This is a genomic window from Streptomyces sp. cg35 (assembly GCF_050410835.1).
In the GTDB taxonomy this organism is placed as follows: Bacteria; Actinomycetota; Actinomycetes; order Streptomycetales; family Streptomycetaceae; genus Streptomyces.
The window spans coordinates 7,471,380-7,498,129 of the sequence record NZ_CP191268.1; the positions used below are offsets into that span (position 1 = coordinate 7,471,380).

Sequence of the window (26,750 nt, forward strand, 5' to 3'; positions counted from 1 at the left end):
TTTCCGGCCAACTGCGGTGTCTCGTCGTCCGATAGTGACCGCCGGTCCTGGCCGAAAATACGGGCGGCAATCTCCCCTCATGCCCGGACAACTCATGACGCCCACAACCGTGTTGCGCCAGACAGTATCCGGACAGGTCTTCGAGTTGCTCCTGTCTCAGTAGTAGGCTCGCGCCGTTTGTTGACGCACATGTGTGCCCCTGACCGTGCGGGGCCGATCTGGGGGAGGCCATGCGCTTTCGCGGGAAGTCCATCCGCCGGAAGATCGTGGCGTTGCTGCTGGTGCCGCTCCTGTCGCTGACGGCGATATGGGCCTTCGCCTCGGTGATCACGGGCCGCGCCGCCGTGCAACTGCTCTCGGCGGGCAAGGCCGCCGACGCCATCGGCTATCCGCTGGTCGACACCGGCCGCGCCCTGCAGGAGGAGCGCCGCCAGACCCTCGTCTACCTCGCCGACCCCCGCGCCTCGGACGCCCAGTCGGCGCTGCGGACCCGGCGCACCGCCGCCGACGAGGAGATGTCCCGGATCAAGCAGAAGGCCGCAGACTCCGGCGTGCGCGACCGCCTGGACGGCGACGCACGCGGCGTCCTGGACTCCGCCGTCGAGGGCTTCGAAGGCATCGAGTCGCTGCGCAGGAACGTCGACGAGGGGACCGTCACCCGCGCCCAGGCCCTGGACTTCTACACCCGCCTGATCGAGCCGACCTACGACTTCCTCCTCGACCTCACCGCCCTCGACGACTCCAAGGTGGAACGTCAGGGCCGCGCCGTGGTCGGCATCCTGAAGGCCCGCGAACTCCTCGCCCAGGAGGACGCGCTGGTCGGCTCCGGCCTCGTCGCCCGCCGGCTCACCCAGGACGAACTGCGCCAGGTCTCCGACCTCATCGCCCAGCGCACCCTCCTGTACGACACCAGCCTCGCGCTGCTGCCCGACGACGAGCGCTCCCGCTTCCAGCGCTACTGGCGCAGCCCCGACACCAATCCGCTGCGCACCGCCGAGAACGCCGTCGTGCGCGGGGCGCCCGGCACGCCGAAGGGCGTCACCGCCGACAGCTGGGACCGGGCCTCCGGGCAGGTCCTCGACGAACTCGTCGACCGCGACACCGCGGCCGCCGAGCGCTACCAGGACCGGGCCCGCCCGATCGCCCTCCAGGTGTTCATCCGGGCCGGTGTCGCCGGCGTGCTCGGCCTCCTCGCCCTGCTCGTCTCCCTGATCCTGTCGGTCCGTATCGGACGCGGCCTCGTCCGCGACCTGCGCCGCCTGCGCCTGGACGCCCACGAGGCCTCCGGCGTCCGGCTGCCGGGCGTGATGCGCCGCCTCGCCGCCGGTGAGACGGTCGACGTGGAGACCGAGGCCCCGCGCCTCGAGTACGACAGGGACGAGATCGGGCAGGTAGGCCAGGCCCTCAACACCCTGCAGCGGTCCGCCGTCGAAGCGGCCGTGAAACAGGCCGAGTTGCGCCGCGGCGTCTCCGAGGTCTTCGTCAATCTCGCCCGGCGCAGCCAGGTCCTCCTCCACAAGCAGCTGACCCTGCTCGACGCCATGGAGCGCAGGACCGAGGACACCGACGAACTAGCCGACCTGTTCCGCCTCGACCACCTGACCACCCGCATGCGCCGCCACGCGGAGGGCCTGGTGATCCTCTCCGGAGCCGCCCCCTCCCGGCAGTGGCGCAAGCCCGTCCAGCTGATGGACATCGTGCGGGCCTCCGTCGCCGAGGTCGAGGACTACGAGCGCATCGAGGTGCGCCGCCTGCCGCGGATCGCGGTGACCGGTCCCGCCGTCGCCGACCTCACCCACCTGGTGGCCGAACTCCTGGAGAACGCCACGGTGTTCTCGCCGCCGCACACCGCCGTCCAGGTCCTCGGCGAGCACGTCGCCAACGGCTTCACCCTGGAGATCCACGACCGCGGCCTCGGCATGGCCTCCGACGCCCTGCTCGACGCCAACCTGCGGCTCGCCGAGACCCCCGAGTTCGAACTGTCCGACACCGACCGGCTCGGCCTCTTCGTCGTCAGCCGTCTCGCGCAGCGGCAGAACGTCCGTGTCTCCCTGCAGCCGTCCCCGTACGGCGGCACGACCGCGGTCGTCTTCATCCCGGACGCGCTGCTCACGGACGCCCCCGACACCGAAGGCGCCGGGTTCCGTCTCGACCGGCCCGACGCGGCGCGGCGCGCGGCCCCGGCCGGCCTCGGCGCCGCCGAGGGACTGCCCGGCCTGCCGGCCTCCGTGCTGGACGGCCCGATCGAGCTGGAAGCGCCGCTCACCACGTCCGACATGACCTCCTTCCCGGGCGCGCTGGGCGACGAGGACAGCGAACGCGGCGCCCTGTTCCGCCCCCGCCGCCCGGTCGCCGGCAGCCCCGGCGAACAGCACCAGCAGGCCGACGAACCCGCCCCCGACGCCGAAGGCGGGCACAGCGACGAGGCCGACGCGACACCGGACGGCCTCGTGGCGCTGCCCCGCCGCCGCACCCCCAAGCTGGTCAGCTCGCACGGCAGGCCCGTCACACGCACTCGGCCGGACCGCGGCGCCGGGGAACCGGGCGAGCGGCACGACCGCGACAGCGGCGACGGACTGCGCGACACCCCGCCGGCCTCCCTGGCCGACCTCCCCAGGCGGCGCGGCCGGGCCACCGCGTCCTCCGGGACGGCGCAGCCCGAGCGCCCGGACACCGGCACCGCGGGCCTGCCCCGGCGCGTACGACAGGCCAACCTGGCACCGCAGTTGAAGGAAGGGCCCGACGCGCGCGCCGACCGCGCCTCGGCCCGCGACGAGACAGTCTCCGCATCGCCCGCCGACCGGGACGCCGATGAGGTACGCAGCCGGATGGCCTCGCTCCAGCGTGGCTGGCGGCGCGGCCGCGAGGAGAACGCCGCCAGCGACGACAGCGCCGACGGCACAGCACAGGGAACCACTTCTGAGGGGGACGGTCGATGACCGCACCAAAGGCCACCGCGCACACCACGAACGGTGGTTCGAGGGAGCTCAACTGGCTCCTCGACGACCTGGTCGAGCGTGTCGCCAGCATCCACAAGGCGCTCGTGCTCTCCGGTGACGGACTGCCGACAGGGGTCTCCAAGGACCTCAGCCGGGAGGACAGCGAGCACCTCGCCGCCGTCGCCTCCGGGTTCCACAGCCTCGCCAAGGGCGTCGGACGGCACTTCGACGCGGGCGGCGTCCGGCAGACCGTCGTCGAACTCGACGAGGCCTTCCTGTTCGTCACCGCGGCCGGTGACGGCAGCTGCCTCGCGGTCCTGTCCGACGCGGACTCCGATGTCGGCCTCGTCGCCTACGAGATGACCCTGCTGGTCAAGCGGGTGGGCGCACATCTGGGGACGGCTCCGCGCACGGATCAGCCCGCCGGGGGGTAGTGGTTCGGCATGAGCGCAGACGGTGACGGTATACAGGGGACGCCGGGGACGGACCACTGGTTCGACGACGAGGCCGGTCCCGTCGTGCGTCCGTACGCCATGACACGCGGCCGCACCACCAGCGTCGGCCAGCATCGCCTCGACCTGATCGCGGTCGTCGTCGCGGAGTCCCGCGGCGACGACCCCGCGACCGACCAGACCCTGTCGCCGGAACACGTCGACATCGTCGAGCTGTGCCGGGACACCCCGCAGTCGGTCGCCGAACTCGCCGCGGAACTCGACCTGCCCATCGGCGTGATCCGCGTCCTCATAGGGGATCTCGTCGACGACGAACTGGTCCACGTGAGCCGTCCCGTGCCGCCCGCGGAACTGCCCGACGAGGGCATTCTGCGCGACGTCATCAACGGCCTCAGAGCCCTCTGACCGGGCCTTGCACAGCACACAGCGACATCAGTGAGGCAGGAGAGACAACCCATGATCTTCGGGCGTTCCGAGCGCGGCAAGGCCGCCCCCGTCGAGCCCGTCACGCTCAAGATCCTGGTGGCGGGCGGCTTCGGCGTGGGCAAGACCACCCTGGTCGGCGCGGTCAGCGAGATCAGGCCGCTGCGCACGGAGGAGCTGCTGAGCGAGGCGGGCCGGCCCGTCGACGACACCCAGGGCGTCGAGGGCAAGCACACCACCACCGTGGCCATGGACTTCGGCCGGATCACGCTCCGCCAGGACCTGGTCCTGTACCTCTTCGGCACGCCGGGCCAGGACCGCTTCTGGTTCCTGTGGGACGAGCTCGCCACCGGAGCGCTGGGCGCCGTCGTCCTCGCGGACACCCGCCGCCTGGAGGACTGCTTCGCCGCCGTCGACTACTTCGAGCGGCGCTCCATCCCGTTCGTCGTCGGCGTCAACTGCTTCGACGGAGCCTCCCGTTACCCCGCCGACTCGGTGCGGCAGGCGCTCGACCTGGACGCGGGCGTACCCGTCGTCCTGTGCGACGCCCGCGAGAAGGACTCCGTGAAGGACGTCCTCATCGGTGTCGTCGAGCACGCCGCGGCGACCGCCGCCCGGCGGCGGCAGCCCGCCGTGACCTGAGAACGGATCCGTGCCGTGCCGCACGCACGCGTAGGGCCTACGACGCCGCTACGCGCGCGTGCCGGCTCACCGGTCCGGCCTACACCCCGTCCTCGTGCCAGCCGAAGCTCTTCTCCACCGCCTTGTGCCAGTTGTGGTACTCACGGTCCCGGGTCTGCGCGTCCATCGACGGCGTCCACTCGGCGTCGCGCTGCCAGTGGGCCTTGAGCTCGTCCAGGTCGTTCCACACGCCCGTCGCGAGCCCGGCGGCGTACGCGGCGCCCAGGCACGTCGTCTCGGAGACCCTGGGCCGGATGACGGGCACCCCGAGCACGTCCGCCTGGTGCTGCATCAGGAGGTTGTTCTTCGTCATGCCGCCGTCGACCTTCAGGGTGGTGATCTGCACCCCGGAGTCCTGGTACATGGCGTCGACGACCTCACGGGTCTGCCAGCTCGTCGCCTCCAGGACGGCGCGGGCCAGATGCCCCTTGGTGACGTACCGGGTCAGGCCCGTGACGACACCGCGCGCGTCGGAGCGCCAGTACGGCGCGAACAGACCGGAGAACGCGGGCACGATGTACGCCCCTCCGTTGTCGTCCACACTCGCCGCCAGCGTCTCGATCTCGTCGGCGCTCTTGATGATGCCGAGCTGGTCGCGGAACCACTGCACCAGGGCACCGGTGATCGCGATCGACCCTTCGAGGCAGTACACGGGCGCCTCGGTGCCGATCTTGTACCCCATGGTGGTGAGCAGGCCGCTCTTCGAGGGCACCGGCCGGTTACCGGTGTTGAGCAGCAGGAAGCTGCCCGTCCCGTAGGTGTTCTTCGCCGTGCCCGTGTCGTAGCAGGCCTGCCCGAAGACGGCCGCCTGCTGGTCGCCCAGCGCGGAGGCGACGGGCACCCCGGCGAGCTGGCCCACCGCGGTGCCGTACACCTCGGCCGACGAGCGGATCTCCGGGAGGACCGCCTCGGGGACGTTCATCGCCGACAGGATCGACGCGTCCCACTGGAGGGTCTCCAGGTTCATCAGCATGGTGCGCCCGGCATTGGTGACGTCCGTGACGTGGACGCCGCCGGCGGTGCCGCCCGTCAGGTTCCAGATCAGCCACGAGTCGATCGTGCCGAAGGCGATCTCGCCCCGCTCCGCGCGCGCCCGCAGGCCCGGCACGTTGTCGAGCAGCCACGCGGCCTTCGGGCCGGAGAAGTAGCTGGCCAGCGGCAGCCCGGTCTGCTCGCGGAAACGGTCCTGCCCGTCCGCGCCGCCCAACTCGTTGCACAGCGCCGACGTCCGCGTGTCCTGCCACACGATCGCGTTGTGCACGGGCCTGCCGGTCGCCCGGTCCCACAGGACCGTGGTCTCCCGCTGGTTGGTGATGCCGAGAGCGCTGAGCTGGTCGGCGCGCAGACCCGCCTTGGCGAGCGCGCCGGCGACCACGGCCTGCACCTTGGACCAGATCTCGGTGGCGTCGTGCTCGACCCAGCCGGGCTTCGGGAAGATCTGGCGGTGCTCGCGCTGGTCGACGGCGACGATCTCGCCGTCCTGGTTGAAGATGATGCAGCGGCTCGAGGTGGTGCCCTGATCGATGGCGGCGACGTACTTCACGGAGTTGTCGGGCATGGCTACCCCTTCGTGAGAAGACGGTCGTTCTTCAGAAGACAGTCGTTCGGGAGAGCTGTCGAGAGTGCTCGGGACGCTGCGCGTCAGAACGCCACGTTGTAGATGACCCCTGCCAGCGCGCCCCCGATGAGCGGTCCGACGACCGGGACGAGCGCGTAACCCCAGTCGGAGGTGCCCTTGTTGGGGATGGGCAGGAACTGGTGCACGATGCGCGGGCCCAGGTCGCGGGCGGGATTGATCGCGTACCCCGTCGGCCCACCGAGCGACAGGCCGATACCGACCACCAGCAGCGCCACGATCAGCACCTGCGTGCCCGACTGGCCCAGGCCCTTGGTCAGGCCGAAGGCGAGGATCGGCAGGACCAGACCGATCGTCGCGATGATCTCCGTGAGCAGGTTCGCGACCAGGTTCCGGATCTCGGGAATCGTCGAGAAGATCCCGAGCGTCGGTATCGGACCCTCCTCGCCCGCGTCCACCGCCGCGCCCTTTGTGTTCTCCGCGCCCGCGCTCACGTTGGCGTTGAACTGCGCGAGATACACCAGATACGCGAGGACGGCGCCCAGCATCGCGCCGACCATCTGGCCGCACAGATAGACCCAGACCTTGTCCCACTTGCCGGTGTCGACGGCGATACCGATGGTGACGGCCGGGTTGAGATGACCGCCGGAGAGCGGTGCGGCCGTGTACGCCCCGGCCAGGACGCCGAAGCCCCAGCCGAACGCGATGACGATCCACCCGGATGCTCTCGCCTTGGAGTACTTGAGAGTGACGGCGGCGCAGACGCCCGCGCCGAACAGGATCAGGATGGCGGTGCCGATGACCTCACCGACGAAGATGTCTCCGTTGCTCATGGCGGCTCCTAGGCCCTCGCCCGGGGCGGTGCGCCCCGGTCCTCCGTGCAGGGTGCGTTTCCCATGGCTGGTTCTGACCACGTCGGCCGAAGGCAGGGGTCTCCCGCGCCCCGCCCGGCGTCCGTGACGAGCGTGCCCGTCCAGCCGCCGATCGCGCGTGGGGGAGCGGCCCGACCTGCCACAACCCGGCAGGAAGCGCCCCAAGGGCAGGCAAGGGGGCCCGAGCGGACGGTAGGCCGACATGCGGCGACGCCGACTGACACCGGAAGTGTTCACCGGCCGTACTGGAGCGTCAAGGTCGCGGACCGCAACGGTTAACCGGTGGCGCACCGTCCTCTAAGTGCCGCTGCCCGCACGGCATTTGAGGCGCCGTCATGAAGATCCCGGCGCACCTTCCCGTGGTGACGCGGCAGCCGCGGCGCCCGGACCGCGCCGCACCTCGAAGCTCTCGTCCCCGGCCCTCCCGCACACCCAACTCGCCCCGGACAGCGCCTTCGCGGCCTGCTTGAGCGGCGCGAGACGCGCGGCCGCCTGCCGGTGATCGGGCACGCTGCCCGGCGGGCACACCACGGTGGCGAGCGACATCGTCACCGCCCGGCCACCCGCCGACCAGGGCGCGTCCAGCACCGCGCAGGCCAGCGGATCGAGCCGCTCCGGATCGGCCAGCACCAGGAAGTCGTCGCCACCGATGTGCCCCACCCGCACGGCCTCCGACTCCGTACGCGCAAGGGTCCGCCCCACCGAGCGGATCAGTTCGTCGCCCGCCGCGAACCCCGCCCCGTCGTTGACCTGCTTGAACCCGTCGATGTCCAGCCAGCTCAGCGCGAAGCCCCGCCCCTGCGCCACCCACCGGTCCACCTCGCCGGTCACCGCGTCCGAACCCGGCAGCCGCGTCAGCGGGTTGAGGCCCGCGGCCTGCTCCACCCGGCTCTCCGCCAGCGCCCGTACGAGATCGGCCAGGCGCACCACGCCCACACAGCGTCCGTCGTCGTCCACCACGGCGACGTCGTCCGCCGTGCGCAGGTGCCCGCCGTCCGCGACCACGTCCAGGACCTCCCAGGCCGTCGCCGTGACACCCACGGTCCGTGGCCGGTCCCCGAGGCGCGCCGCCGGGCGGTCCGCGTACAGCGCGTGCCCGTACCGCGCGGACAGCGACAGCAGGAACCGGTCGCGCTGCACCGAGCGCACCGGCACGCCGTCGCCGTCCACCAGCAGCACCCCGGACACCTCGGGCGCCCCGGTGAGCAGCCTGCGCACCTGCTCCGCCGACGCCGCCTCGGGCAACAGCGCCGCGGGTCGTACGAACTCGCGCACCGACGGCCCCGCGGGCCGCACCGTCCCCACCGAGCCGGGGAGTTCGGGCACGTACACCTCGGACGTCGGCAGCCGGGCGGGCGGCGCGAACAGATCGCCCTGGGCCAGCTGCGCGCCGGCGCCCCGGGCCGCGGCACACTGCAGCTCCGTCTCCACCCCCTCGACCGCGAGCAGCGCGCCCGACTCCTCGCACAGCGTCCGCATGGCCCGCACGGTCGCCGTCCGCGTCAGCAGCGACGCGTCCAGCTTGACGAGGTCGGGCGCCAGCTCGTCGAGCAGCCGCAGGGGTACGTCGCCGTCACCCACCCCGTCCGCACAGATCCGGAAACCCTCGCCGCGCAGCGCCGCCACGGCCTCCAGGAGCGCCCGGTGCGGTACGTGCGTGAAGGGCGGCCCCACATCCACCGTCACCTCCCACGGCAGCCGGCCCGCCGCCCGCACGGCGTCCCGCAGGGCGGCGAGCCGGCCCAGGTCGGCGAGCGTCCCCGCGAACACGTTCACGTGCAGCGGCAGCAGCGTCTCCCGGCGCGCCGCCTCCCGCAGCGCCGACGCGGCCAGACGTCCGTCGAGCTCGGGCTCGCGGCGGGCCCGCGCCAGGACGTCACCGGCCTCCGGGCGAGCGAGTATCTCCAGCGCGGCCACGGCCCCCGTGGCCAGATTGACCACGGGCTGGAAGGCGAAGCGGAGACGGTCGGACCAGGAGTGCACGCCAGCATGATGGCGCCGCACCAGCACCACCAGGCTCAGTTCACGCGCTGTTCACGCAGCATTCCCGCCTGGTCACTCAGCGTGCGAGTGCGGCGGATCAGCGCACGGCGACGACCGACGAGCCGTGCCCGAACAGCCCTTGATTGGCGGTGATCCCGACCCGGGCCCCCGCCACCTGCCGTGCGCCGGCCGTGCCCCGCAGCTGCCAGGTCAGCTCGCAGACCTGGGCGATCGCCTGCGCCGGTACCGCCTCACCGAAGGAGGCGAGCCCGCCACTGGCGTTCACCGGTATGCGGCCGCCGGGGGTCGTCGCGCCCTCCCGGAGGAGCTTGGCCCCCTCGCCCTCGCCGCAGAGCCCGAGATCCTCGTACCACTGCAGCTCCAGGGCGGTGGACAGGTCGTAGACCTCCGCCAGCGACAGGTCCTCCGGGCCTATCCCGGCCTCCTCGTAGGCGGCGCGCGCGATCGAGGCCCGGAAGGCCGGCCCTTCCGACTCGACGCCCGCGGCCGAGTCCGTGGCGATGTCGGGAAGATCCAGCACCGTGTTCGGATACGTCGGCGTCACCGTGGACACGGCCCGGATGCGGACAGGATCCGCGGTCCCGTGCCGCCGCGCGAACTCCATGCTGGACAGCACCAGCGCCGCCCCGCCGTCGGACGTCGCACAGATGTCGAGCAGCCGCAGCGGGTCGGCCACGACGGCGGACCCCGCGACCTCCTCGGCGGTCACCGCCTTCTGGTACCGCGCATTCGGGTTGAGCGCTCCGGAGGCCGCGTTCTTCACCTTGACCTGGGCGAAGTCCTCCAAGGTGTCGCCGTGCAGGGCCATCCGACGGCGTGCGTAGAGCCCGAAGTACGTCGGGTTCGTCGCCCCCAGCACCCGAAAGCGCAGCCAGTCCGGGTCGTCCGGCCGGTCCCCGCCCGCGGGCCGGAAGAATCCCTTGGGCGCGGCGTCCGCCCCCACCACGAGCACGACGTCCGCGAGCCCCGCGAGGATCTGGGCCCGCGCGGTGTTGACGGCCTGCGCCCCCGACGCGCACGCCGCGTACACGCTCGCGACCCGGGCTCCCTGCCAGCCGAGCGCCTTCGCGAACGTCGCCCCCGCCACATAGCCCGGATATCCACCGCGCACGGTGTCCGCGCCGACCACGGAGCCCACGTCCCGCCAGTCCAGGCCCGCGTCGGCCAGTGCGGCCCGCGCCGCCGCCGTCCCGTACTCGACGAAGCTGCGCCCCCACTTGCCCCAGGGGTGCATCCCCGCACCGAGCACCGCCACATCCCCCGTCATGCCGTCACCCCCGTCGGCCGCCAGTGCCATGTCGTCCAGGCCGTGCCGGTCTCCGCGTCCCCGTCCTCGTTCAGCACCCCCGGTACGACCTCCACCTCCATGCCGACCTCCAGGTCGGCCACCCGCACCCCCGGAGCCCCCTGGCCGAGCACCACCATGCGCTCTGCCGCCAGCTCCACAGCGATCAACGTGTAGGGCTGCCACGGAAGTTCCCGGTCGGAGACGTACGGGTCCGGTGGCCGGTAGCGGGCGTCGGTGTACGACCAGACCCGGCCGCGCCGCGACAGCGGCACCTCGACCAGGTCGCCGCCCGAGCAGCCGGGATTGCGGCACAGCGCGTCCTCGCGGGGGAAGAACACCGACGCGCACGCCGAGCAGCGTGTCCCCAGCAGGCGGAAGTCGTCCCCTTCCCCGGCGAACCAATCGGCCACGACAGGTGTACGCGAGCGCACCACAGTTCCTCCCCGGCAGTAGATCTGACGGAACGTCAGAAGTGTGCCACGGGCGACCGGACGACGTCAGGGTTCCCGCAGAACCGTCTGCCCCTCCTGTGCGTCCGTGTCATCGGTGAGGGCGCGACCGGGATCCACGGGGGTGGTTCCGGTCGCGCCCTCCCTCTCACCGGCCCGCGAGCGACCTCCTGGAGATCGGGAAGTCGAAGTACGTGTCGGGGTACGCCTCAGGCTGATACGTGAAGTGCCACCACTCCTCCGGAAGGTTCTTGAACCCCTGGCCCGTCAGCGCGCCCCGCAGGAGATCCCGGTTGGCCCGCTGCGCACCCCCGATGCGCGGATCATCCGTGTGCGCGAGCGTGTCGAAGCAGTCGAACCCGGTGCCCATGTCCACGGAGTTGTCGGGGAAGCGGTCCTGCTGGGGGCCATAACACGGCGTGAGCCGCTCCCCGGGCTCGTAGGGACGCGTGGGCCGGGCCGGCAGCTTCACGATCGTCAGATCCACCGTGGAGCCGCGGCTGTGCCCCGACTTCTCGGCGATGTAACCGTCCGCGAACAGGCGCGTCTTGTCGACCTGGGGATAGAACTCCGGCTTCATCTTCTGGTCGTCGAGATCCTTGGCCCACCGTACGAAGTGGTCGACCGCCCGCTGCGGGCGGTAACAGTCGTACACCTTCAGGGAGTAGCCCTTCCTCAGGAGCCCGAGCTGAGCCTTGTGGAGGGCCTTCGCGGCGGGTCTCGTGAGGATGCACATCGGCTTCTTGTAGCCGTCGACCGGCGCACCCACGAAGTTGTGCCCCGTGTAGTAGCGGATCTCCTGAATGATCGTGGGATCGACGTCACGGAGAGCCACGAAGTCCTCGGGCGCCTTGGGGTCGGGCGTCGCGTCGGCGGCCGAAGGGGCCGCGGCCACGCCGAGCAGTGCGGCGGCGGTCACGGCGGCGAGTTTCCGCAGAGCGGTGGCGGTTCGGGTCATGGCCCCTGCATCTATCAGGAGCCGACCCCTCCGGGGAAGACCGGCCACGGGTGATCGGATACAGTCCGCGCCGTGTCCGCATCAACCCACCCCACGGTCAACCCCGTTCCGGATTCCCACTGTTCCAGCTGTGGAGCCGCCTACGGGACCGACGTGCACGGCTGGCCGCGCACCTGCCCGGCCTGTGACTCCGTCGCCTACCGCAACCCGCTGCCCGTCGCGATCGCCCTGCAGCCCGTGTACGACACGGCCGGCACGGCCCTGGTCGTGATCACCCGCACCATCGCGCCCGCGCAGGGGGAGGCGGCGCTGCCCGGCGGGTTCATCGACGACCGCGAGGACTGGCGGCAGGCCGTGGTCCGCGAGCTCAAAGAGGAGACGGGCATCGACGCCGCCTCCCGCGACGTACGCCTCGTGGACGCCATGAGCGCCCCGGACGGCCACCTCCTGCTGTTCGGCCTGCTGCCCGAACGCCCGGCCGCCCAGCTGCCCGCCAGCGCCACGACAGACGAGACGGACGGCTGGCACCTGCTGCGCCGACCGGCCGAACTGGCCTTCCCGCTGCACACCTTGGCCGTCAAGGCGTGGTTCGAGGGCCGCTACTGACCTCCACGACCGACTCGGCACCCCGCTGAAGGGCGCTCAGAGCCCGCGCACGCGCACCGGGTACGGCGGCTCACCCCCGCCGTCCTCGCCGCCCTCCTCCACGACCACCCGCCCCTGACTCCAGCGCACCCGGTACCGCTCGACCACAGGCTCCGCCCAGCCATCACCCACGTCCGGCACGAACACGCCACCACCCTTGCGCCCGGCCTCCGGAGCCCACACCTCCAGCTCGACCCCGCCGCTCGCCCCGCGCACGGGAAGCACCGATCCGGCGCGGACCAGCACCGGAATCCGCGACAAGGGAGCGTCGACCGTCACCGGCCCCGGCCCGTCGAACACCGCACCGGTCACCGTGTCGTACCACCGTCCCCGTGGCAGCCGCACCGTCCGGCGCTCCACCCCCGGCTCCAGCACGGGGGCCACCAGCAGGCAGTCGCCCAACAAGAAGGCGTCCTCGCAGTCGCGCAGCCCACGGTCCTCCGGAGCCCTCCACCACAAAGGGCGCACATACGGAGCTCCCGTACGCCGAGCGAGGTGAGCGAGCGTCATGAAATACGGAAAGAGCCGGCGACGCTCGTCGAGCGCCACGCGCGCGTGCCCCAGCACCTCGTCACCGTAGGCCCAGGGCTCCTGCCGACCGGGTCGGACCGCCGACTGCGTACGCAAGAGCGGCAAGTAGGAGCCCAGTTGGAGCGAGCGCACGTACAGCTCCGCTCCCGGATCCCCGTCGAGCACACCCACATCGGGCCCCGAGTACGGCACCCCGCACAACCCGAGCCCGATCACCAGGGACAAGGAGGCACGCAATCCGGGCCACCCCCTCGCCGCGTCCCCCGACCAGGCCCCTCCATAGCGCTGCATCCCCACCCAACCGGTGCGGGAGACCACGAACGGCCTTTCCTGCGGCTGCAGTTCACGCAGCCCTTCATAACCGGCCCGGGCCATGCACAGGCCGTACACGTTGTGCGCCTCCCGATGGTCGCCCCCGCGCCCCTCCAGCGCGTGCCGGGCCGACCGCGGCAACGACGGGCCGCCCCACGCGCCGAAGGACACGGGCTCGCCCACGTCGTGCCAGAACCCGGCGGAACCCTGCGCGAGACGCTCCTCGTACAGCCCGCCCCACCACTTGCGGACGTCCTCCGCCGTGAAGTCCGGATACACCGACTCACAGGGCCGCGCGACGCCGCGCACGAGCCGGCCCGCGGCGTCCCGCACAAAGGCGTCGCTCGCCCGCCCGCCGTCGAACACGGCACTGCCGCGCTCGGCCGTGACCGCCGGACCGACCCCGGACACCAACCGGACACCGTCCCCGCGCACCTCCTCGGCAAGCCGCGACGACGAGGGCGAGCCCGCACGGTCGTCGCACCGGCCCGGCCGCGCCGCATGAGGGGCGATGTCCACATGCACGGCGTCCAGAGGCAGGGCGCGCTCCTTGTGTCCCGCGACGACCTCGCGCACATCCTGCGCGCTCCCGACACCCCGGCGCACATGGTGATGTCCCAGCGCCCACGAAGGCGGCACCGCCGGGGCACCCGTCAACTGCGCCCACGTATGCAGCACGCGCGCGGGGGTGCCCACCACGACCCAGCACCGCAACGGGCCGCCCTCCATGCGCAGCTCACAGGTCCCCGGCCGGTCGTGCCCCGAACCCGCGCCCACCTGGCCCTCGCGCAGACTCACCACGCCGTCCCACGTGCTGTCGTGGAACACCAGATGGGTACCGGCATCGGCGACCACCAACTGGACCGGCATCGTGATCGACAGGGGATCGTCACCCGTACCCGGCCATCCGCTCGGACCGCCGTTCCACAGGGGGTACGCACCGTCGCGCAGCCGTGGACCCGTCACCCGGCCCCCGAGACCGAAGAACCGCGCATCCGCGGCGACCTCCGACCGCTGGACCCACCGGGCCTCCCCGCCGCCCTCGGGCTCCCACCACCGCGGCGGCAGCTCACGACGCAACGTCACGCCGCCCGGCGTGCACACCTCGACGGCTCCGTGCCGCGACACCGCGACCGTCGCCCGCTCGGACACCACCCGCCAGCCGCCGTCCTTGTCCGGCTCCAGAACGGCCCGCGGATCCGCCTCCGGGCAGCCGGCGGCCACACCGTACGACGGGGTCGGCCCGGCCCCGTCCCAGCCCCAGAAGACGGCGCCGCTCACCGTGACCGTGACCCGCAGGCTGGACCGGTCGAAGCGCACCACACCGCCGCCCGGCCCGGGGCTCACCCCGACCACGCCGCCAGGGACCCGCGCAAGCTCCGGACCCCGACGCGCACGCCCCACGGAGTCCGCCCGACGATGCCGCCAGGAGGCCCGCACGGCGCGCAGCCCCTGGGCCGGCCCCACCGCGGAGACCGCCTTCACCGAGCGCACCAGGTCACGACCGTTCATGCTGCTCACCCTGCCACCCGGGCCCGCGCGCGCGGGCCGCGTTCAACTGCCGTTCACCCGTGGCCGCGGCACATCTTCACGAGGCGGACTATGTGGGGGACACCCTGGTGCCGAAGTCGATCACGTGGCATCGTCCTGCTCAGCCGCGTCACGCGCACACCCCAGCCCGTGCGCGCCGCCGACGCACACGCCGCGTACTTCCCGGGAGCCGCCCCATGACCACAGCGAACCCCTCTCCGCTCTGGCAGCCCGACCCGCAGCAGATCTCCGACGCGCAGGTCACACGGTTCCAGGCCTGGGCCGCCGAGCACTACGGAGCGCCGGCCGAGGGCGGCTACGAGGCACTGCACCGCTGGTCGGTCACCGAACTCGAGACGTTCTGGAAAGCCGTCACCGACTGGTTCGACGTCCGCTTCACCCATCCCTACGCGCGCGTGCTGGGCAGCCGCGAGATGCCCGGCGCGGAGTGGTTCCCCGGAGCCACCCTGAACTACGCCGCACACGCGCTGCGCGCCGCCGACGACCCCACGCGCGCGGACACCCCCGCCATCCTCCATGTGGACGAGTCGCAGGAACAGCGCCCCGTCACGTGGGCCGAACTCCGCAACCAGGTCGGCTCGCTCGCCGCCGAAATGCGCACCCTGGGCGTCCGCCCGGGCGACCGCGTCAGCGGCTATCTCCCCAACATCCCCGAAGCCGTCGTGGCACTGCTGGCCACCGCGGCCGTCGGCGCCGTCTGGACGTCCTGCGCCCCCGACTTCGGCGCCCGCAGCGTCCTCGACCGCTTCCAGCAGGTCGAGCCCGTCGTCCTGTTCACCGTCGATGGCTACCGCTACGGCGGCAAGGAACACGACCGCCGCGACACGGTGACGGAACTCCGCTCCGAGCTGCCCTCCCTGCGGGCCGTCGTCCACATCCCTCTCCTGGGCACCGAGGCTCCCGAAGGCGCCCTCGAATGGTCCGCCCTCACCTCCGCGGACGTGCCGCCCGTCTACGAAGAGGTGCCCTTCGACCACCCCCTCTGGGTGCTCTACTCCTCCGGTACGACCGGCCTCCCCAAGGCCATCGTCCAGTCGCAGGGCGGCATCCTCGTCGAGCACCTCAAGCAGCTCGGCCTGCACTGCGACCTCGGCCCCGACGACCGCTTCTTCTGGTACACGTCCACCGGCTGGATGATGTGGAACTTCCTCGTCTCCGGCCTCCTCACCGGCACCACGATCGTCACCTATGACGGCAGCCCCGGCTTCCCCGACACAGGGGCCCAATGGGCCGTCGCCGAACGCACCGGAGCGACCCTCTTCGGCACCTCCGCCGCGTACGTCATGGCCTGTCGCAAGGCCGGCGTGCACCCCTCCCGGGACCACGACCTGTCCCGCGTGAAATGCGTGGCCACCACCGGCTCCCCGCTCCCGCCGGACGGCTTCCGCTGGCTCCACGACGAGGTCCGCGCCGATCTGTGGATCGCCTCGGTGAGCGGCGGCACCGACGTCTGCTCCTGCTTCGCCGGGGCGGTGGCCACGCTCCCCGTCCACATCGGCGAACTCCAGGCCCCCGGCCTGGGCACGGACCTGCAGGCCTGGGACCCCCAGGGCAACCCGCTCGTCGACGAGGTCGGCGAACTGGTCGTCACCAACCCCATGCCGTCCATGCCGATCCGCTTCTGGAACGACCCCGACGGAAGCCGGTACCACGACAGCTACTTCGACACCTACCCGGGAGTCTGGCGCCACGGCGACTGGATCACGCTCACCTCCCGCGGCTCCGTCGTCATCCACGGCCGCTCGGACTCCACGCTCAACCGACAGGGCGTCCGCATGGGCTCCGCCGACATCTACGAAGCGGTCGAGCGCCTCCCCGAGATCCGCGAGTCCCTCGTCATCGGCCTGGAACAGCCCGACGGCGGCTACTGGATGCCGCTCTTCGTGCACCTCGTGCCGGGCGCCGTCCTCGACGACGAGCTGCGGACCCGCATCAAGCTGACGATCCGCGAACACCTCTCGCCGCGGCACGTCCCCGACGAGATCATCGAAGCCCCCGGTGTCCCGCACACGCTCACAGGCAAGCGCATCGAAGTCCCGGTGAAGCGCCTCCTGCAGGGAACCCTCCTCGAAAAGGCGGTCAACCCCGGCTCCGTCGACAACCTCGAACTGCTCCGGTTCTACGAGGAGATCGCCCGCAAGCGAGCCTGACCACCGCCCTGCGTCCGGCCGTGCGAGCCGATCCCTGCGGCGTTGTCAGTGGCGATGATTACTCTGAGTGAGCATTGATCGCCGAGCGTACTCAGGGGGAATCATGACGCACACACAGCACGGCCGGACGACCGGTGCGCGGCACATCCTGCGCCGCGAGATCGCGGGCACCATCGGCCTCCTGGCCGACGAGCAGGACTTCACGGAGATGCGGCGCTACCGCAGCTTCGTCTTCGACGACCACAAGGCGTATCTACGGCAGGTCGAAGCACTCCTCAAATCCCTGGCCGAAGCGGGAGGACACACCGCGGTCGCGCTCTTCGACCCGGAGGAGTACGCCGAATTCTGCGCGGAGACGGGCCTCGAACCGGACACGCCCACCAGCCGCACCCGCTTCACCGCGGAACTCGCCTCGACGGGCCCCTCGATCCCGTACGAAGGACAGCCCTTGGCGGATCTCGTCCCCGACCTCGTCGAGGAAGCCGTCCGCCAGGCGACCTGGGAGTACGCCTCGTCCGTCCTCTCCCGCCTCGGCCCCTGCGCGCTGTGCGGGCAGGACATTGGACGGACCGCCTTCACCCGCGCCTCGTATTTGGTGGCCCGAGTGATCGACACCATCGGCGAAGGCATCCACCACTGGGTGTGCAGCGTCCCCACGGCTCAGCAGACCCTGCTGGCGGTGCTCCACATCGATGCCACGACATCCGGCACCGTCCGTCTCGAGGAGACTCCGGCGATGGAGCTCACGACCGTGCTGGCCCTGGCCATCGCCACCCGGGGCCCCTGCGCACTGGTCGTTCGCACGACTGCGGACGAGAGCGACCGCGTCTACGGCTGGCGCCTGAGGGACGAGTCCCTTCAGCAACTCACCGCCGCACAGGTCTTCGACGCGTACTGCACGGACGCCGCCTCCGGTGACTTGACCGCCCCGGAGCCCGGCGTCGACTACTGCACCGCACCCGAAGTGGAGGACTCCGCCCCCGAGGGCCGGCATCACCACTGACCCGCCGGCAAAAGGCCGGAGGGCGCCCCACCCACAGGTGGAGCGCCCTCCGGAACAGCCCTGGTGGCGACTACTCGCCGGACAGCACGGCCTGCGCGGCCTTGCGCGCCTCTTCGGCGGAGTCCGCCGCACGAGCGGCGGCGGCCGCACGCTCGCACTGGGCCAGCGTGTACTTGCCGAGCGTCGCGCGGACGTAGGGAATCGAGGCGGCACCCATGGAAAGGGAGGTGACACCCAGACCCGTCAGCACGCAGGCGAGCAGCGGGTCGGACGCGGCCTCGCCACACACACCACAGCTCTTGCCCTCGGCCTTCGCCGCGTCGGCGGACAGCGCGACCAGGTCGAGGAGCGCGGGCTGCCAGGGGTCCTGAAGACGCGACACGGCACCGACCTGACGGTCCGCCGCGAACGTGTACTGGGCCAGGTCGTTGGTGCCCAGCGACAGGAACTCGACTTCCTGCAGCACGGAGCGAGCACGCAGCGCGGCGGACGGGATCTCGACCATCGCACCGAACTTGGCCTGCAGACCGGCCTCACGGCAGGCGTCGGCGAACGCCTTGGCGTCGGCCCGGTCGGCGACCATCGGCGCCATGACCTCGAGGTAGACCGGCAGTCCTTCGGCGGCCTTGGCCAGCGCGGTCAGCTGAGTGCGCAGCACCTCGGGGTGGTCGAGGAGCGACCGCAGACCGCGTACGCCCAGCGCCGGGTTGGGCTCGTCGGCGGGTGTCAGGAAGTCCAGCGGCTTGTCGGCGCCGGCGTCCAGCACCCGCACGACGACACGGCCCTCGGGGAACGCCTCGAGCACCTGCCGATACGCCTCGACCTGCTTCTCCTCGGACGGCGCCTGCTTGCTGTCGTCGAGGAAGAGGAACTCGGTGCGGAAGAGACCGACGCCCTCGGCACCCGCTTCGACGGCCGCGGGGACGTCCGCCGGGCCACCGACGTTGGCGAGCAGGGGAACCTTGTGCCCGTCGGAGGTGGCGCCGGGGCCCGTCGACGCGGCGAGCGCGGCCTTGCGCTCGGCGGCCGAGGCCTCCAGGGCGGCGCGCTTCTCCTGGGTCGGGTCCACGAAGATCTCACCGGTGCTGCCGTCCACGGCGACGACGGTGCCTTCCGCGAGCTCGCCGGCTCCAGGCAGCGCCACCACAGCGGGCACACCGAGAGCACGGGCCAGGATGGCGCTGTGGCTGGTCGGCCCGCCCTCCTCGGTCACGAAACCGAGCACGAGCGCGGGGTCGAGGAGCGCGGTGTCCGCGGGGGCGAGGTCACGGGCGATGAGCACGTACGGCTCGTCGCTGTCCGGGACGCCGGGCATCGGAACACCCAGCAGGCGGGCGACGATGCGGTTCCGCACGTCGTCGAGGTCCGCGACGCGACCGGCCATGTACTCACCGGCTCCCGCGAGAAGCTCGCGGTAGTGGGAGAACGCGTCGTAGATCCCGCGCTCGGCCGTGCTGCCGACGGTGATACGACGGTCGACGTCGGCGATGAGCTCGGGGTCCTGAGCGATCATGGCCTGGGCCTCGAGCACCGCCTGCGCCTCGCCACCGGCCAGATTGCCGCGGGCAATCAGGTCGGCCGCGACAGCTTCGACGGCCTGGCGGGCACGCCCCTGCTCGCGCTCGGCCTCCTCCGCCGGAATCTGCTTGGCCGGCGGCTCGAGGACCGCCGTCCCCATGTGCCGAACCTCGCCGATCGCCACGCCATGGCTCACGCCGACGCCTCGAAGCGTTGTCTCCATCTCACCCGTCTCCGATAGTGCGGCGGGCCCTGCCGCCGCGATGGTTGTCCTGCCGGCCGTCAGTGACGGCGTCCCGTCACTTCCAGCCGAAGAGCGCGTCGCCGGCCTTGAGGTCGCCGTCGGCGACGACATCGGACAGCGACTCCGCGGTGGCCTCGAGCGCGACGACGGGGCACACCGGCGACTTGCCCGCGGCCTCGACCGCAGCCGGGTTCCAGCGGACCACGGACTGGCCGCGCTGCACGGTGTCGCCCTTGTTGACGAGCAGCTCGAAGCCCTCGCCGTTGAGCTGGACGGTGTCGATGCCCAGGTGGGTCAGTACACCGTGACCCTCCTCGTCCACCACGACGAAGGCGTGCGGGTGCAGGGACACGACGATGCCGCTGACGGGAGCGACGGCCTCGGAGGGCTCGCGGACGGGGTCGATGGCGGTGCCGGGGCCGACCATCGCACCGGAGAACACCGGGTCAGGAACGGCGGAGAGCCCGATGGCGCGTCCTTCAAGAGGGGACGTCACACTGGTCATGGCAAGCCTCCCAGGGGGCGGAGATTCAAGGTCGTCGTCACTACCTGTCCTGGACGACGTACTGTTCAGAAGCGTAAGTCATAAAAAGTCCCGGTTCCGCACGAGAGGTACCGGTTGGCTGACGTAGGGGCGCTCGGCAAACGATTTGCGCCGCACCCGGGGCCCCATGTACTGTCGTACTCCTGCCTGGGAGCGACCGACGCCATCGAGCGTCCTTCATCCGGGCGGCAACTATCAAGTCGAACCTTATCTCTGGTCAGCTTCTGCATGCCCGCAGACGTGTGGTCAGACGGTCGAGAAAAGGCTGGTAGAGTTCGATCTCGCCGGAAAGGAAACCGCGAAAGCGGAATTCCTGGAAAGCGAAGCAAGACCCCGAGGAAGTCGGCCGGTGAAACGGTCTGATAGAGTCGGAAACACGCAGTAACATTAAAAAGAAGTACCGAAGGGAAGCGCCCGGAGGAAAGCCCGAGAGGGTGAGTACAAAGGAAGCGTCCGTTCCTTGAGAACTCAACAGCGTGCCAAAAATCAACGCCAGATATGTTGATACCCCGACTCACTTCGGTGAGTTGAGGTTCCTTTGAAAAAGTCCTGCCGGTCCTGGTGGCTGGTAGGCGCACAGCGAGGACGCTGTGAACAGGGAGATTATTCCTCTCCTTGTTCCGCTCTCGTGGTGTCACCCCGAGTACGGGGAAACATTCACGGAGAGTTTGATCCTGGCTCAGGACGAACGCTGGCGGCGTGCTTAACACATGCAAGTCGAACGATGAAGCCCTTCGGGGTGGATTAGTGGCGAACGGGTGAGTAACACGTGGGCAATCTGCCCTGCACTCTGGGACAAGCCCTGGAAACGGGGTCTAATACCGGATGACACTCCTTCAGGCATCTGAGGGGGTTGAAAGCTCCGGCGGTGCAGGATGAGCCCGCGGCCTATCAGCTTGTTGGTGAGGTAGTGGCTCACCAAGGCGACGACGGGTAGCCGGCCTGAGAGGGCGACCGGCCACACTGGGACTGAGACACGGCCCAGACTCCTACGGGAGGCAGCAGTGGGGAATATTGCACAATGGGCGAAAGCCTGATGCAGCGACGCCGCGTGAGGGATGACGGCCTTCGGGTTGTAAACCTCTTTCAGCAGGGAAGAAGCGAAAGTGACGGTACCTGCAGAAGAAGCGCCGGCTAACTACGTGCCAGCAGCCGCGGTAATACGTAGGGCGCAAGCGTTGTCCGGAATTATTGGGCGTAAAGAGCTCGTAGGCGGCTTGTCGCGTCGGTTGTGAAAGCCCGGGGCTTAACCCCGGGTCTGCAGTCGATACGGGCAGGCTAGAGTTCGGTAGGGGAGATCGGAATTCCTGGTGTAGCGGTGAAATGCGCAGATATCAGGAGGAACACCGGTGGCGAAGGCGGATCTCTGGGCCGATACTGACGCTGAGGAGCGAAAGCGTGGGGAGCGAACAGGATTAGATACCCTGGTAGTCCACGCCGTAAACGGTGGGCACTAGGTGTGGGCAACATTCCACGTTGTCCGTGCCGCAGCTAACGCATTAAGTGCCCCGCCTGGGGAGTACGGCCGCAAGGCTAAAACTCAAAGGAATTGACGGGGGCCCGCACAAGCAGCGGAGCATGTGGCTTAATTCGACGCAACGCGAAGAACCTTACCAAGGCTTGACATACACCGGAAAGCATTAGAGATAGTGCCCCCCTTGTGGTCGGTGTACAGGTGGTGCATGGCTGTCGTCAGCTCGTGTCGTGAGATGTTGGGTTAAGTCCCGCAACGAGCGCAACCCTTGTTCTGTGTTGCCAGCATGCCCTTCGGGGTGATGGGGACTCACAGGAGACCGCCGGGGTCAACTCGGAGGAAGGTGGGGACGACGTCAAGTCATCATGCCCCTTATGTCTTGGGCTGCACACGTGCTACAATGGCAGGTACAATGAGCTGCGATACCGCGAGGTGGAGCGAATCTCAAAAAGCCTGTCTCAGTTCGGATTGGGGTCTGCAACTCGACCCCATGAAGTTGGAGTTGCTAGTAATCGCAGATCAGCATTGCTGCGGTGAATACGTTCCCGGGCCTTGTACACACCGCCCGTCACGTCACGAAAGTCGGTAACACCCGAAGCCGGTGGCCCAACCCCTTGTGGGAGGGAGCTGTCGAAGGTGGGACTGGCGATTGGGACGAAGTCGTAACAAGGTAGCCGTACCGGAAGGTGCGGCTGGATCACCTCCTTTCTAAGGAGCATCTAGGCCGCCGGGCTTGCTCGGTGGTCCAGGGCCATTACGTCGGCAAACGTTCGACGGTGGTTGCTCATGGGTGGAACGTTGATTATTCGATCTGGTTCACGGGTCGGAGGCTGTGAGTACTGCTCTTCGGAGCGTGGAAAACATGATCTCCGGACGGGACCGGGTCGGGCACGCTGTTGGGTATCTGAGGGTACGGACTTGTTCCCGACCTCAATGCCGGCCCCAGTGCACTCGGACTACTGGTTCGGGGTGATGGGTGGTTGGTCGTTGTTTGAGAACTGCACAGTGGACGCGAGCATCTGTGGCCAAGTTTTTAAGGGCGCACGGTGGATGCCTTGGCACCAGGAACCGATGAAGGACGTGGGAGGCCACGATAGTCCCCGGGGAGTCGTCAACCAGGCTTTGATCCGGGGGTTTCCGAATGGGGAAACCCGGCAGTCGTCATGGGCTGTCACCCGCTGCTGAACACATAGGCAGTGTGGAGGGAACGCGGGGAAGTGAAACATCTCAGTACCCGCAGGAAGAGAAAACAACCGTGATTCCGGGAGTAGTGGCGAGCGAAACTGGATGAGGCCAAACCTACGGCGTGTGAGACCCGGCAGGGGTTGCGTCGTGGGGGTTGTGGGATCTCTTTTCCACGGTCTGCCGGCCGTGGGACGAGTCAGAAACCGTTGATGTAGGCGAAGGACATGCGAAAGGTCCGGCGTAGAGGGTAAGACCCCCGTAGTCGAAACGTCAGCGGCTCGTTTAAGAGACACCCAAGTAGCACGGGGCCCGAGAAATCCCGTGTGAATCTGGCGGGACCACCCGTTAAGCCTAAATATTCCCTGGTGACCGATAGCGGATAGTACCGTGAGGGAATGGTGAAAAGTACCGCGGGAGCGGAGTGAAATAGTACCTGAAACCGTGTGCCTACAAGCCGTGGGAGCGTCGCGCAAGGAACTTGTTCCTTGCGTCGTGACTGCGTGCCTTTTGAAGAATGAGCCTGCGAGTTTGCGGTGTGTTGCGAGGTTAACCCGTGTGGGGAAGCCGTAGCGAAAGCGAGTCCGAATAGGGCGATTCAGTAGCGCGCTCAAGACCCGAAGCGGAGTGATCTAGCCATGGGCAGGTTGAAGCGGAGGTAAGACTTCGTGGAGGACCGAACCCACCAGGGTTGAAAACCTGGGGGATGACCTGTGGTTAGGGGTGAAAGGCCAATCAAACTCCGTGATAGCTGGTTCTCCCCGAAATGCATTTAGGTGCAGCGTCGTGTGTTTCTTGCCGGAGGTAGAGCACTGGATAGGCGATGGGCCCTACCGGGTTACTGACCTTAGCCAAACTCCGAATGCCGGTAAGTGAGAGCGCGGCAGTGAGACTGTGGGGGATAAGCTCCATGGTCGAGAGGGAAACAGCCCAGAGCATCGACTAAGGCCCCTAAGCGTACGCTAAGTGGGAAAGGATGTGGAGTCGCAGAGACAACCAGGAGGTTGGCTTAGAAGCAGCCACCCTTGAAAGAGTGCGTAATAGCTCACTGGTCTAGTGATTCCGCGCCGACAATGTAGCGGGGCTCAAGCGTACCGCCGAAGTCGTGTCATTGCAGCAATAAGCCTCAACGGGTGCTGTGATGGGTAGGGGAGCGTCGTGTGCCGGGTGAAGCTGCAGCGGAAGCTAGTGGTGGACGGTTCACGAGTGAGAATGCAGGCATGAGTAGCGATACACACGTGAGAAACGTGTGCGCCGATTGACTAAGGGTTCCTGGGTCAAGCTGATCTGCCCAGGGTAAGTCGGGACCTAAGGCGAGGCCGACAGGCGTAGTCGATGGATAACCGGTTAATATTCCGGTACCCGCTGTGAAGCGTCAAACATCGAATCCAGTGATGCTAAGGCCGTGAAGCCGTTCCGGACCCTTCGGGGAATGGAAAGTGGTGGAGCCGCCGGCCCAAGTTGGTAGTAGGTGAGTGATGGGGTGACGCAGGAAGGTAGTCCAGCCCGGGCGGTGGTTGTCCCGGGGTAAGGGTGTAGGACGTGATCCAGGTAAATCCGGTTCACATGAGTCTGAGACCTGATGCCGAGCCGATTGTGGTGAAGTGGATGATCCTATGCTGTCGAGAAAAGCCTCTAGCGAGTTTCATGGCGGCCCGTACCCTAAACCGACTCAGGTGGTCAGGTAGAGAATACCGAGGCGTTCGGGTGAACTATGGTTAAGGAACTCGGCAAAATGCCCCCGTAACTTCGGGAGAAGGGGGGCCATTCCTGGTGATGAGTCTTGCACTCTGAGCTGGGGGTGGCCGCAGAGACCAGCGAGAAGCGACTGTTTACTAAAAACACAGGTCCGTGCGAAGCCGTAAGGCGATGTATACGGACTGACGCCTGCCCGGTGCTGGAACGTTAAGGGGACCGGTTAGTCAAGATTCGTCTTGGCGAAGCTGAGAACTTAAGCGCCAGTAAACGGCGGTGGTAACTATAACCATCCTAAGGTAGCGAAATTCCTTGTCGGGTAAGTTCCGACCTGCACGAATGGCGTAACGACTTCTCGACTGTCTCAACCATAGGCCCGGTGAAATTGCACTACGAGTAAAGATGCTCGTTTCGCGCAGCAGGACGGAAAGACCCCGGGACCTTTACTACAGTTTGATATTGGTGTTCGGTTCGGCTTGTGTAGGATAGGTGGGAGACTGTGAACTCTGGACGCCAGTTCAGGGGGAGTCGTCGTTGAAATACCACTCTGGTCGTGCTGGATGTCTAACCTGGGTCCGTGATCCGGATCAGGGACAGTGTCTGATGGGTAGTTTAACTGGGGCGGTTGCCTCCCAAAGGGTAACGGAGGCGCCCAAAGGTTCCCTCAGCCTGGTTGGTAATCAGGTGTTGAGTGTAAGTGCACAAGGGAGCTTGACTGTGAGACCGACGGGTCGAGCAGGGACGAAAGTCGGGACTAGTGATCCGGCGGTGGCTTGTGGAAGCGCCGTCGCTCAACGGATAAAAGGTACCCCGGGGATAACAGGCTGATCTTCCCCAAGAGTCCATATCGACGGGATGGTTTGGCACCTCGATGTCGGCTCGTCGCATCCTGGGGCTGGAGTCGGTCCCAAGGGTTGGGCTGTTCGCCCATTAAAGCGGTACGCGAGCTGGGTTTAGAACGTCGTGAGACAGTTCGGTCCCTATCCGCTGTGCGCGTAGGAGTCTTGAGAAGGGCTGTCCCTAGTACGAGAGGACCGGGACGGACGAACCTCTGGTGTGCCAGTTGTCCTGCCAAGGGCATGGCTGGTTGGCTACGTTCGGAAAGGATAACCGCTGAAAGCATCTAAGCGGGAAGCCTGCTTCAAGATGAGGACTCCCACCCCCTTTGAGGGGTTAAGGCTCCCAGTAGACGACTGGGTTGATAGGCCAGATCTGGAAGCACCGTAAGGTGTGGAGGTGACTGGTACTAATAGGCCGAGGGCTTGTCCTCAGTTGCTCGCGTCCACTGTGTTGGTTCTGAAACCACGAACAACCGTCGAAGCCGATTGGCTACGGCTCCGGTTGACAGTTTCATAGTGTTTCGGTGGTCATAGCGTGAGGGAAACGCCCGGTTACATTCCGAACCCGGAAGCTAAGCCTTACAGCGCCGATGGTACTGCAGGGGGGACCCTGTGGGAGAGTAGGACGCCGCCGAACTATTGTTGAGAAAAGCCCCGGACCGGGATACGGTCCGGGGCTTTTCTGCGTTTACAGCGACCCCCTCGCTCGGGCCGGCCGGGGCTGAGGGTAAAGTCAGGGGGCATCGTTGGCTCGTTTCCCCACAGGAGGCCCCCGGGTGGAGGTCCAGGAGACCCGTGTCCAGACGGACCGGGTCCTCACCATCCCGAACATCCTCAGCATGGCGCGTCTCGTCGGCGTACCCCTCTTCCTGTGGCTCATCCTCAGGCCTGAGTTCGGTGGCCCCAAGAGCGACGGCTGGGCGCTGCTGGTACTCGCGCTGAGCGGCATCAGTGATTACCTCGACGGGAAGCTCGCCCGCCGCTGGAATCAGATCAGCAACCTGGGTCGGCTTCTCGATCCCGCCGCTGACCGGCTCTACATTTTGTCCACCTTGGTCGGTTTGACCTGGCGCGAGATTCTTCCGATTTGGTTGACCGCCGTACTGCTGGCGCGAGAACTGGTTCTCCTGGTGATGGTGGGGATCCTCAGGCGGCACGGCTATCCGCCCCCGCAGGTGAACTTCCTCGGCAAGGCGGCTACCTTCAACTTGATGTACGCGTTCCCCTTGCTGCTGCTCAGCGACGGAAGCGGATGGATCCACGAACTCGCTGCTGTTTTCGGATGGGCGTTCGCAGGATGGGGTACAACGCTGTACTGGTGGGCAGGGATCCTGTACATGGTTCAAGTCCGCCGACTCGTCAGGGCGGACTCCATGGCCGATTGAGCTCGCCAATGGGCGTTCTGTGAGGCCGGATGACC

General features: G+C 68.4%; 17 protein-coding genes and 3 rRNA genes. 11 read left to right on the plus strand and 9 right to left on the minus strand.

The window, feature by feature from the left end; genetic code table 11:
• Window positions 1-230: 230 nt before the first annotated feature.
• Genes ACQUQD_RS34220 through ACQUQD_RS34235 form a run of 4 tightly spaced genes read left to right on the plus strand, consistent with a single transcriptional unit; the run spans window position 231 to window position 4,456 of the window.
• Complete coding sequence (locus tag ACQUQD_RS34220) at window positions 231-2,939, plus strand: nitrate- and nitrite sensing domain-containing protein (protein WP_428956055.1); 2,709 nt, start codon at window positions 231-233, stop codon at window positions 2,937-2,939.
• Window positions 2,936-3,373 carry a roadblock/LC7 domain-containing protein gene (locus tag ACQUQD_RS34225; protein WP_428956056.1) on the plus strand — a complete coding sequence of 146 codons (438 nt, stop codon included), beginning with the start codon at window positions 2,936-2,938 and terminating at the stop codon, window positions 3,371-3,373. The genes ACQUQD_RS34220 and ACQUQD_RS34225 overlap by 4 nt, the downstream gene beginning before the upstream one ends.
• A gap of 9 nt (window positions 3,374-3,382) precedes the next feature.
• The gene (locus tag ACQUQD_RS34230; protein ID WP_428956057.1) at window positions 3,383-3,796 is read left to right on the plus strand and encodes a DUF742 domain-containing protein; all 414 of its coding nucleotides are present in this window, start codon (window positions 3,383-3,385) and stop codon (window positions 3,794-3,796) included.
• Between the two features lie 51 nt (window positions 3,797-3,847).
• Entirely contained in the window at window positions 3,848-4,456 is a 609-nt protein-coding gene (locus ACQUQD_RS34235) for a GTP-binding protein (RefSeq protein WP_428956058.1), read from the plus strand.
• A 79-nt stretch (window positions 4,457-4,535) separates the two neighbouring features.
• Here ACQUQD_RS34235 and glpK read toward each other — a convergent pair whose 3' ends face one another.
• The 6 genes from glpK to ACQUQD_RS34265 all read right to left on the minus strand — a co-directional run bounded on the left by glpK (window position 4,536) and on the right by ACQUQD_RS34265 (window position 11,642).
• Window positions 4,536-6,053: a glycerol kinase GlpK gene (gene glpK / locus ACQUQD_RS34240; protein WP_428956059.1), complete on the minus strand. Its 1,518-nt coding sequence runs from the start codon at window positions 6,051-6,053 to the stop codon at window positions 4,536-4,538.
• Between the two features lie 83 nt (window positions 6,054-6,136).
• Window positions 6,137-6,904, minus strand: coding sequence for an MIP/aquaporin family protein (locus ACQUQD_RS34245; protein ID WP_428956060.1), 768 nt, complete (start codon window positions 6,902-6,904; stop codon window positions 6,137-6,139).
• A gap of 372 nt (window positions 6,905-7,276) precedes the next feature.
• Window positions 7,277-8,926 carry an EAL domain-containing protein gene (locus tag ACQUQD_RS34250; protein ID WP_428956061.1) on the minus strand — a complete coding sequence of 550 codons (1,650 nt, stop codon included), beginning with the start codon at window positions 8,924-8,926 and terminating at the stop codon, window positions 7,277-7,279.
• A 97-nt stretch (window positions 8,927-9,023) separates the two neighbouring features.
• Window positions 9,024-10,214 carry a lipid-transfer protein gene (locus ACQUQD_RS34255; protein ID WP_428956062.1) on the minus strand — a complete coding sequence of 397 codons (1,191 nt, stop codon included), beginning with the start codon at window positions 10,212-10,214 and terminating at the stop codon, window positions 9,024-9,026.
• Entirely contained in the window at window positions 10,211-10,669 is a 459-nt protein-coding gene (locus ACQUQD_RS34260; RefSeq protein WP_428956063.1) for a Zn-ribbon domain-containing OB-fold protein, read from the minus strand. The genes ACQUQD_RS34255 and ACQUQD_RS34260 overlap by 4 nt, the downstream gene beginning before the upstream one ends.
• 163 nt (window positions 10,670-10,832) lie before the next feature.
• Window positions 10,833-11,642: a M15 family metallopeptidase gene (locus ACQUQD_RS34265; RefSeq protein WP_428956064.1), complete on the minus strand. Its 810-nt coding sequence runs from the start codon at window positions 11,640-11,642 to the stop codon at window positions 10,833-10,835.
• 72 nt (window positions 11,643-11,714) lie between these two features.
• On the opposite strand from ACQUQD_RS34265, the gene ACQUQD_RS34270 reads away from it, so the two are divergent.
• Window positions 11,715-12,248, plus strand: a complete 534-nt coding sequence (locus ACQUQD_RS34270) for an NUDIX domain-containing protein (protein WP_428956065.1) — start codon at window positions 11,715-11,717, stop codon at window positions 12,246-12,248.
• A gap of 36 nt (window positions 12,249-12,284) precedes the next feature.
• Here ACQUQD_RS34270 and ACQUQD_RS34275 read toward each other — a convergent pair whose 3' ends face one another.
• Window positions 12,285-14,642 (minus strand): glycoside hydrolase family 31 protein, encoded by a 2,358-nt coding sequence (locus ACQUQD_RS34275; RefSeq protein WP_428956066.1) that lies wholly within the window; start codon window positions 14,640-14,642, stop codon window positions 12,285-12,287.
• A gap of 215 nt (window positions 14,643-14,857) precedes the next feature.
• On the opposite strand from ACQUQD_RS34275, the gene ACQUQD_RS34280 reads away from it, so the two are divergent.
• Both ACQUQD_RS34280 and ACQUQD_RS34285 read left to right on the plus strand, forming a co-directional pair.
• Window positions 14,858-16,831, plus strand: a complete 1,974-nt coding sequence (locus tag ACQUQD_RS34280) for an acetoacetate--CoA ligase (protein WP_428956067.1) — start codon at window positions 14,858-14,860, stop codon at window positions 16,829-16,831.
• Window positions 16,832-16,934: 103 nt separating this feature from the next.
• Window positions 16,935-17,834 carry a hypothetical protein gene (locus tag ACQUQD_RS34285; protein ID WP_428956068.1) on the plus strand — a complete coding sequence of 300 codons (900 nt, stop codon included), beginning with the start codon at window positions 16,935-16,937 and terminating at the stop codon, window positions 17,832-17,834.
• 70 nt (window positions 17,835-17,904) lie between these two features.
• On the opposite strand, the gene ptsP is transcribed toward ACQUQD_RS34285, so the two are convergent.
• Window positions 17,905-19,575 carry a phosphoenolpyruvate--protein phosphotransferase gene (gene ptsP / locus ACQUQD_RS34290; RefSeq protein ID WP_428956069.1) on the minus strand — a complete coding sequence of 557 codons (1,671 nt, stop codon included), beginning with the start codon at window positions 19,573-19,575 and terminating at the stop codon, window positions 17,905-17,907.
• A gap of 76 nt (window positions 19,576-19,651) precedes the next feature.
• Window positions 19,652-20,101 carry a PTS sugar transporter subunit IIA gene (locus ACQUQD_RS34295; RefSeq protein WP_428956070.1) on the minus strand — a complete coding sequence of 150 codons (450 nt, stop codon included), beginning with the start codon at window positions 20,099-20,101 and terminating at the stop codon, window positions 19,652-19,654.
• A 695-nt stretch (window positions 20,102-20,796) separates the two neighbouring features.
• On the opposite strand from ACQUQD_RS34295, the gene ACQUQD_RS34300 reads away from it, so the two are divergent.
• From ACQUQD_RS34300 to ACQUQD_RS34315, 4 genes are all read left to right on the plus strand, one after another.
• A 16S ribosomal RNA gene (locus ACQUQD_RS34300) occupies window positions 20,797-22,322 on the plus strand.
• Between the two features lie 315 nt (window positions 22,323-22,637).
• Window positions 22,638-25,761 (plus strand): 23S ribosomal RNA (locus tag ACQUQD_RS34305).
• An 89-nt stretch (window positions 25,762-25,850) separates the two neighbouring features.
• A 5S ribosomal RNA gene (gene rrf / locus ACQUQD_RS34310) occupies window positions 25,851-25,967 on the plus strand.
• Together the 16S, 23S and 5S rRNA genes form the textbook arrangement of a ribosomal RNA operon.
• Before the next feature lie 139 nt (window positions 25,968-26,106).
• Window positions 26,107-26,715: a CDP-alcohol phosphatidyltransferase family protein gene (locus ACQUQD_RS34315; RefSeq protein ID WP_428956071.1), complete on the plus strand. Its 609-nt coding sequence runs from the start codon at window positions 26,107-26,109 to the stop codon at window positions 26,713-26,715.
• The last annotated feature ends 35 nt before the right edge of the window (window positions 26,716-26,750 follow it).

Coding starts and splice junctions, on each gene's coding strand:
- ACQUQD_RS34245 (WP_428956060.1), bottom strand. CDS start 6,904: ATGAGCAACGGAGACATCTTCGTCGGTGAGGTCATCGGCACCGCCATC.
- glpK (WP_428956059.1), bottom strand. CDS start 6,053: ATGCCCGACAACTCCGTGAAGTACGTCGCCGCCATCGATCAGGGCACC.
- ACQUQD_RS34265 (WP_428956064.1), bottom strand. CDS start 11,642: ATGACCCGAACCGCCACCGCTCTGCGGAAACTCGCCGCCGTGACCGCC.
- ACQUQD_RS34280 (WP_428956067.1), top strand. CDS start 14,858: ATGACCACAGCGAACCCCTCTCCGCTCTGGCAGCCCGACCCGCAGCAG.
- ACQUQD_RS34220 (WP_428956055.1), top strand. CDS start 231: ATGCGCTTTCGCGGGAAGTCCATCCGCCGGAAGATCGTGGCGTTGCTG.
- ACQUQD_RS34225 (WP_428956056.1), top strand. CDS start 2,936: ATGACCGCACCAAAGGCCACCGCGCACACCACGAACGGTGGTTCGAGG.
- ACQUQD_RS34235 (WP_428956058.1), top strand. CDS start 3,848: ATGATCTTCGGGCGTTCCGAGCGCGGCAAGGCCGCCCCCGTCGAGCCC.
- ptsP (WP_428956069.1), bottom strand. CDS start 19,575: ATGGAGACAACGCTTCGAGGCGTCGGCGTGAGCCATGGCGTGGCGATC.
- ACQUQD_RS34255 (WP_428956062.1), bottom strand. CDS start 10,214: ATGACGGGGGATGTGGCGGTGCTCGGTGCGGGGATGCACCCCTGGGGC.
- ACQUQD_RS34285 (WP_428956068.1), top strand. CDS start 16,935: ATGACGCACACACAGCACGGCCGGACGACCGGTGCGCGGCACATCCTG.
- ACQUQD_RS34275 (WP_428956066.1), bottom strand. CDS start 14,642: ATGAACGGTCGTGACCTGGTGCGCTCGGTGAAGGCGGTCTCCGCGGTG.
- ACQUQD_RS34295 (WP_428956070.1), bottom strand. CDS start 20,101: ATGACCAGTGTGACGTCCCCTCTTGAAGGACGCGCCATCGGGCTCTCC.
- ACQUQD_RS34230 (WP_428956057.1), top strand. CDS start 3,383: ATGAGCGCAGACGGTGACGGTATACAGGGGACGCCGGGGACGGACCAC.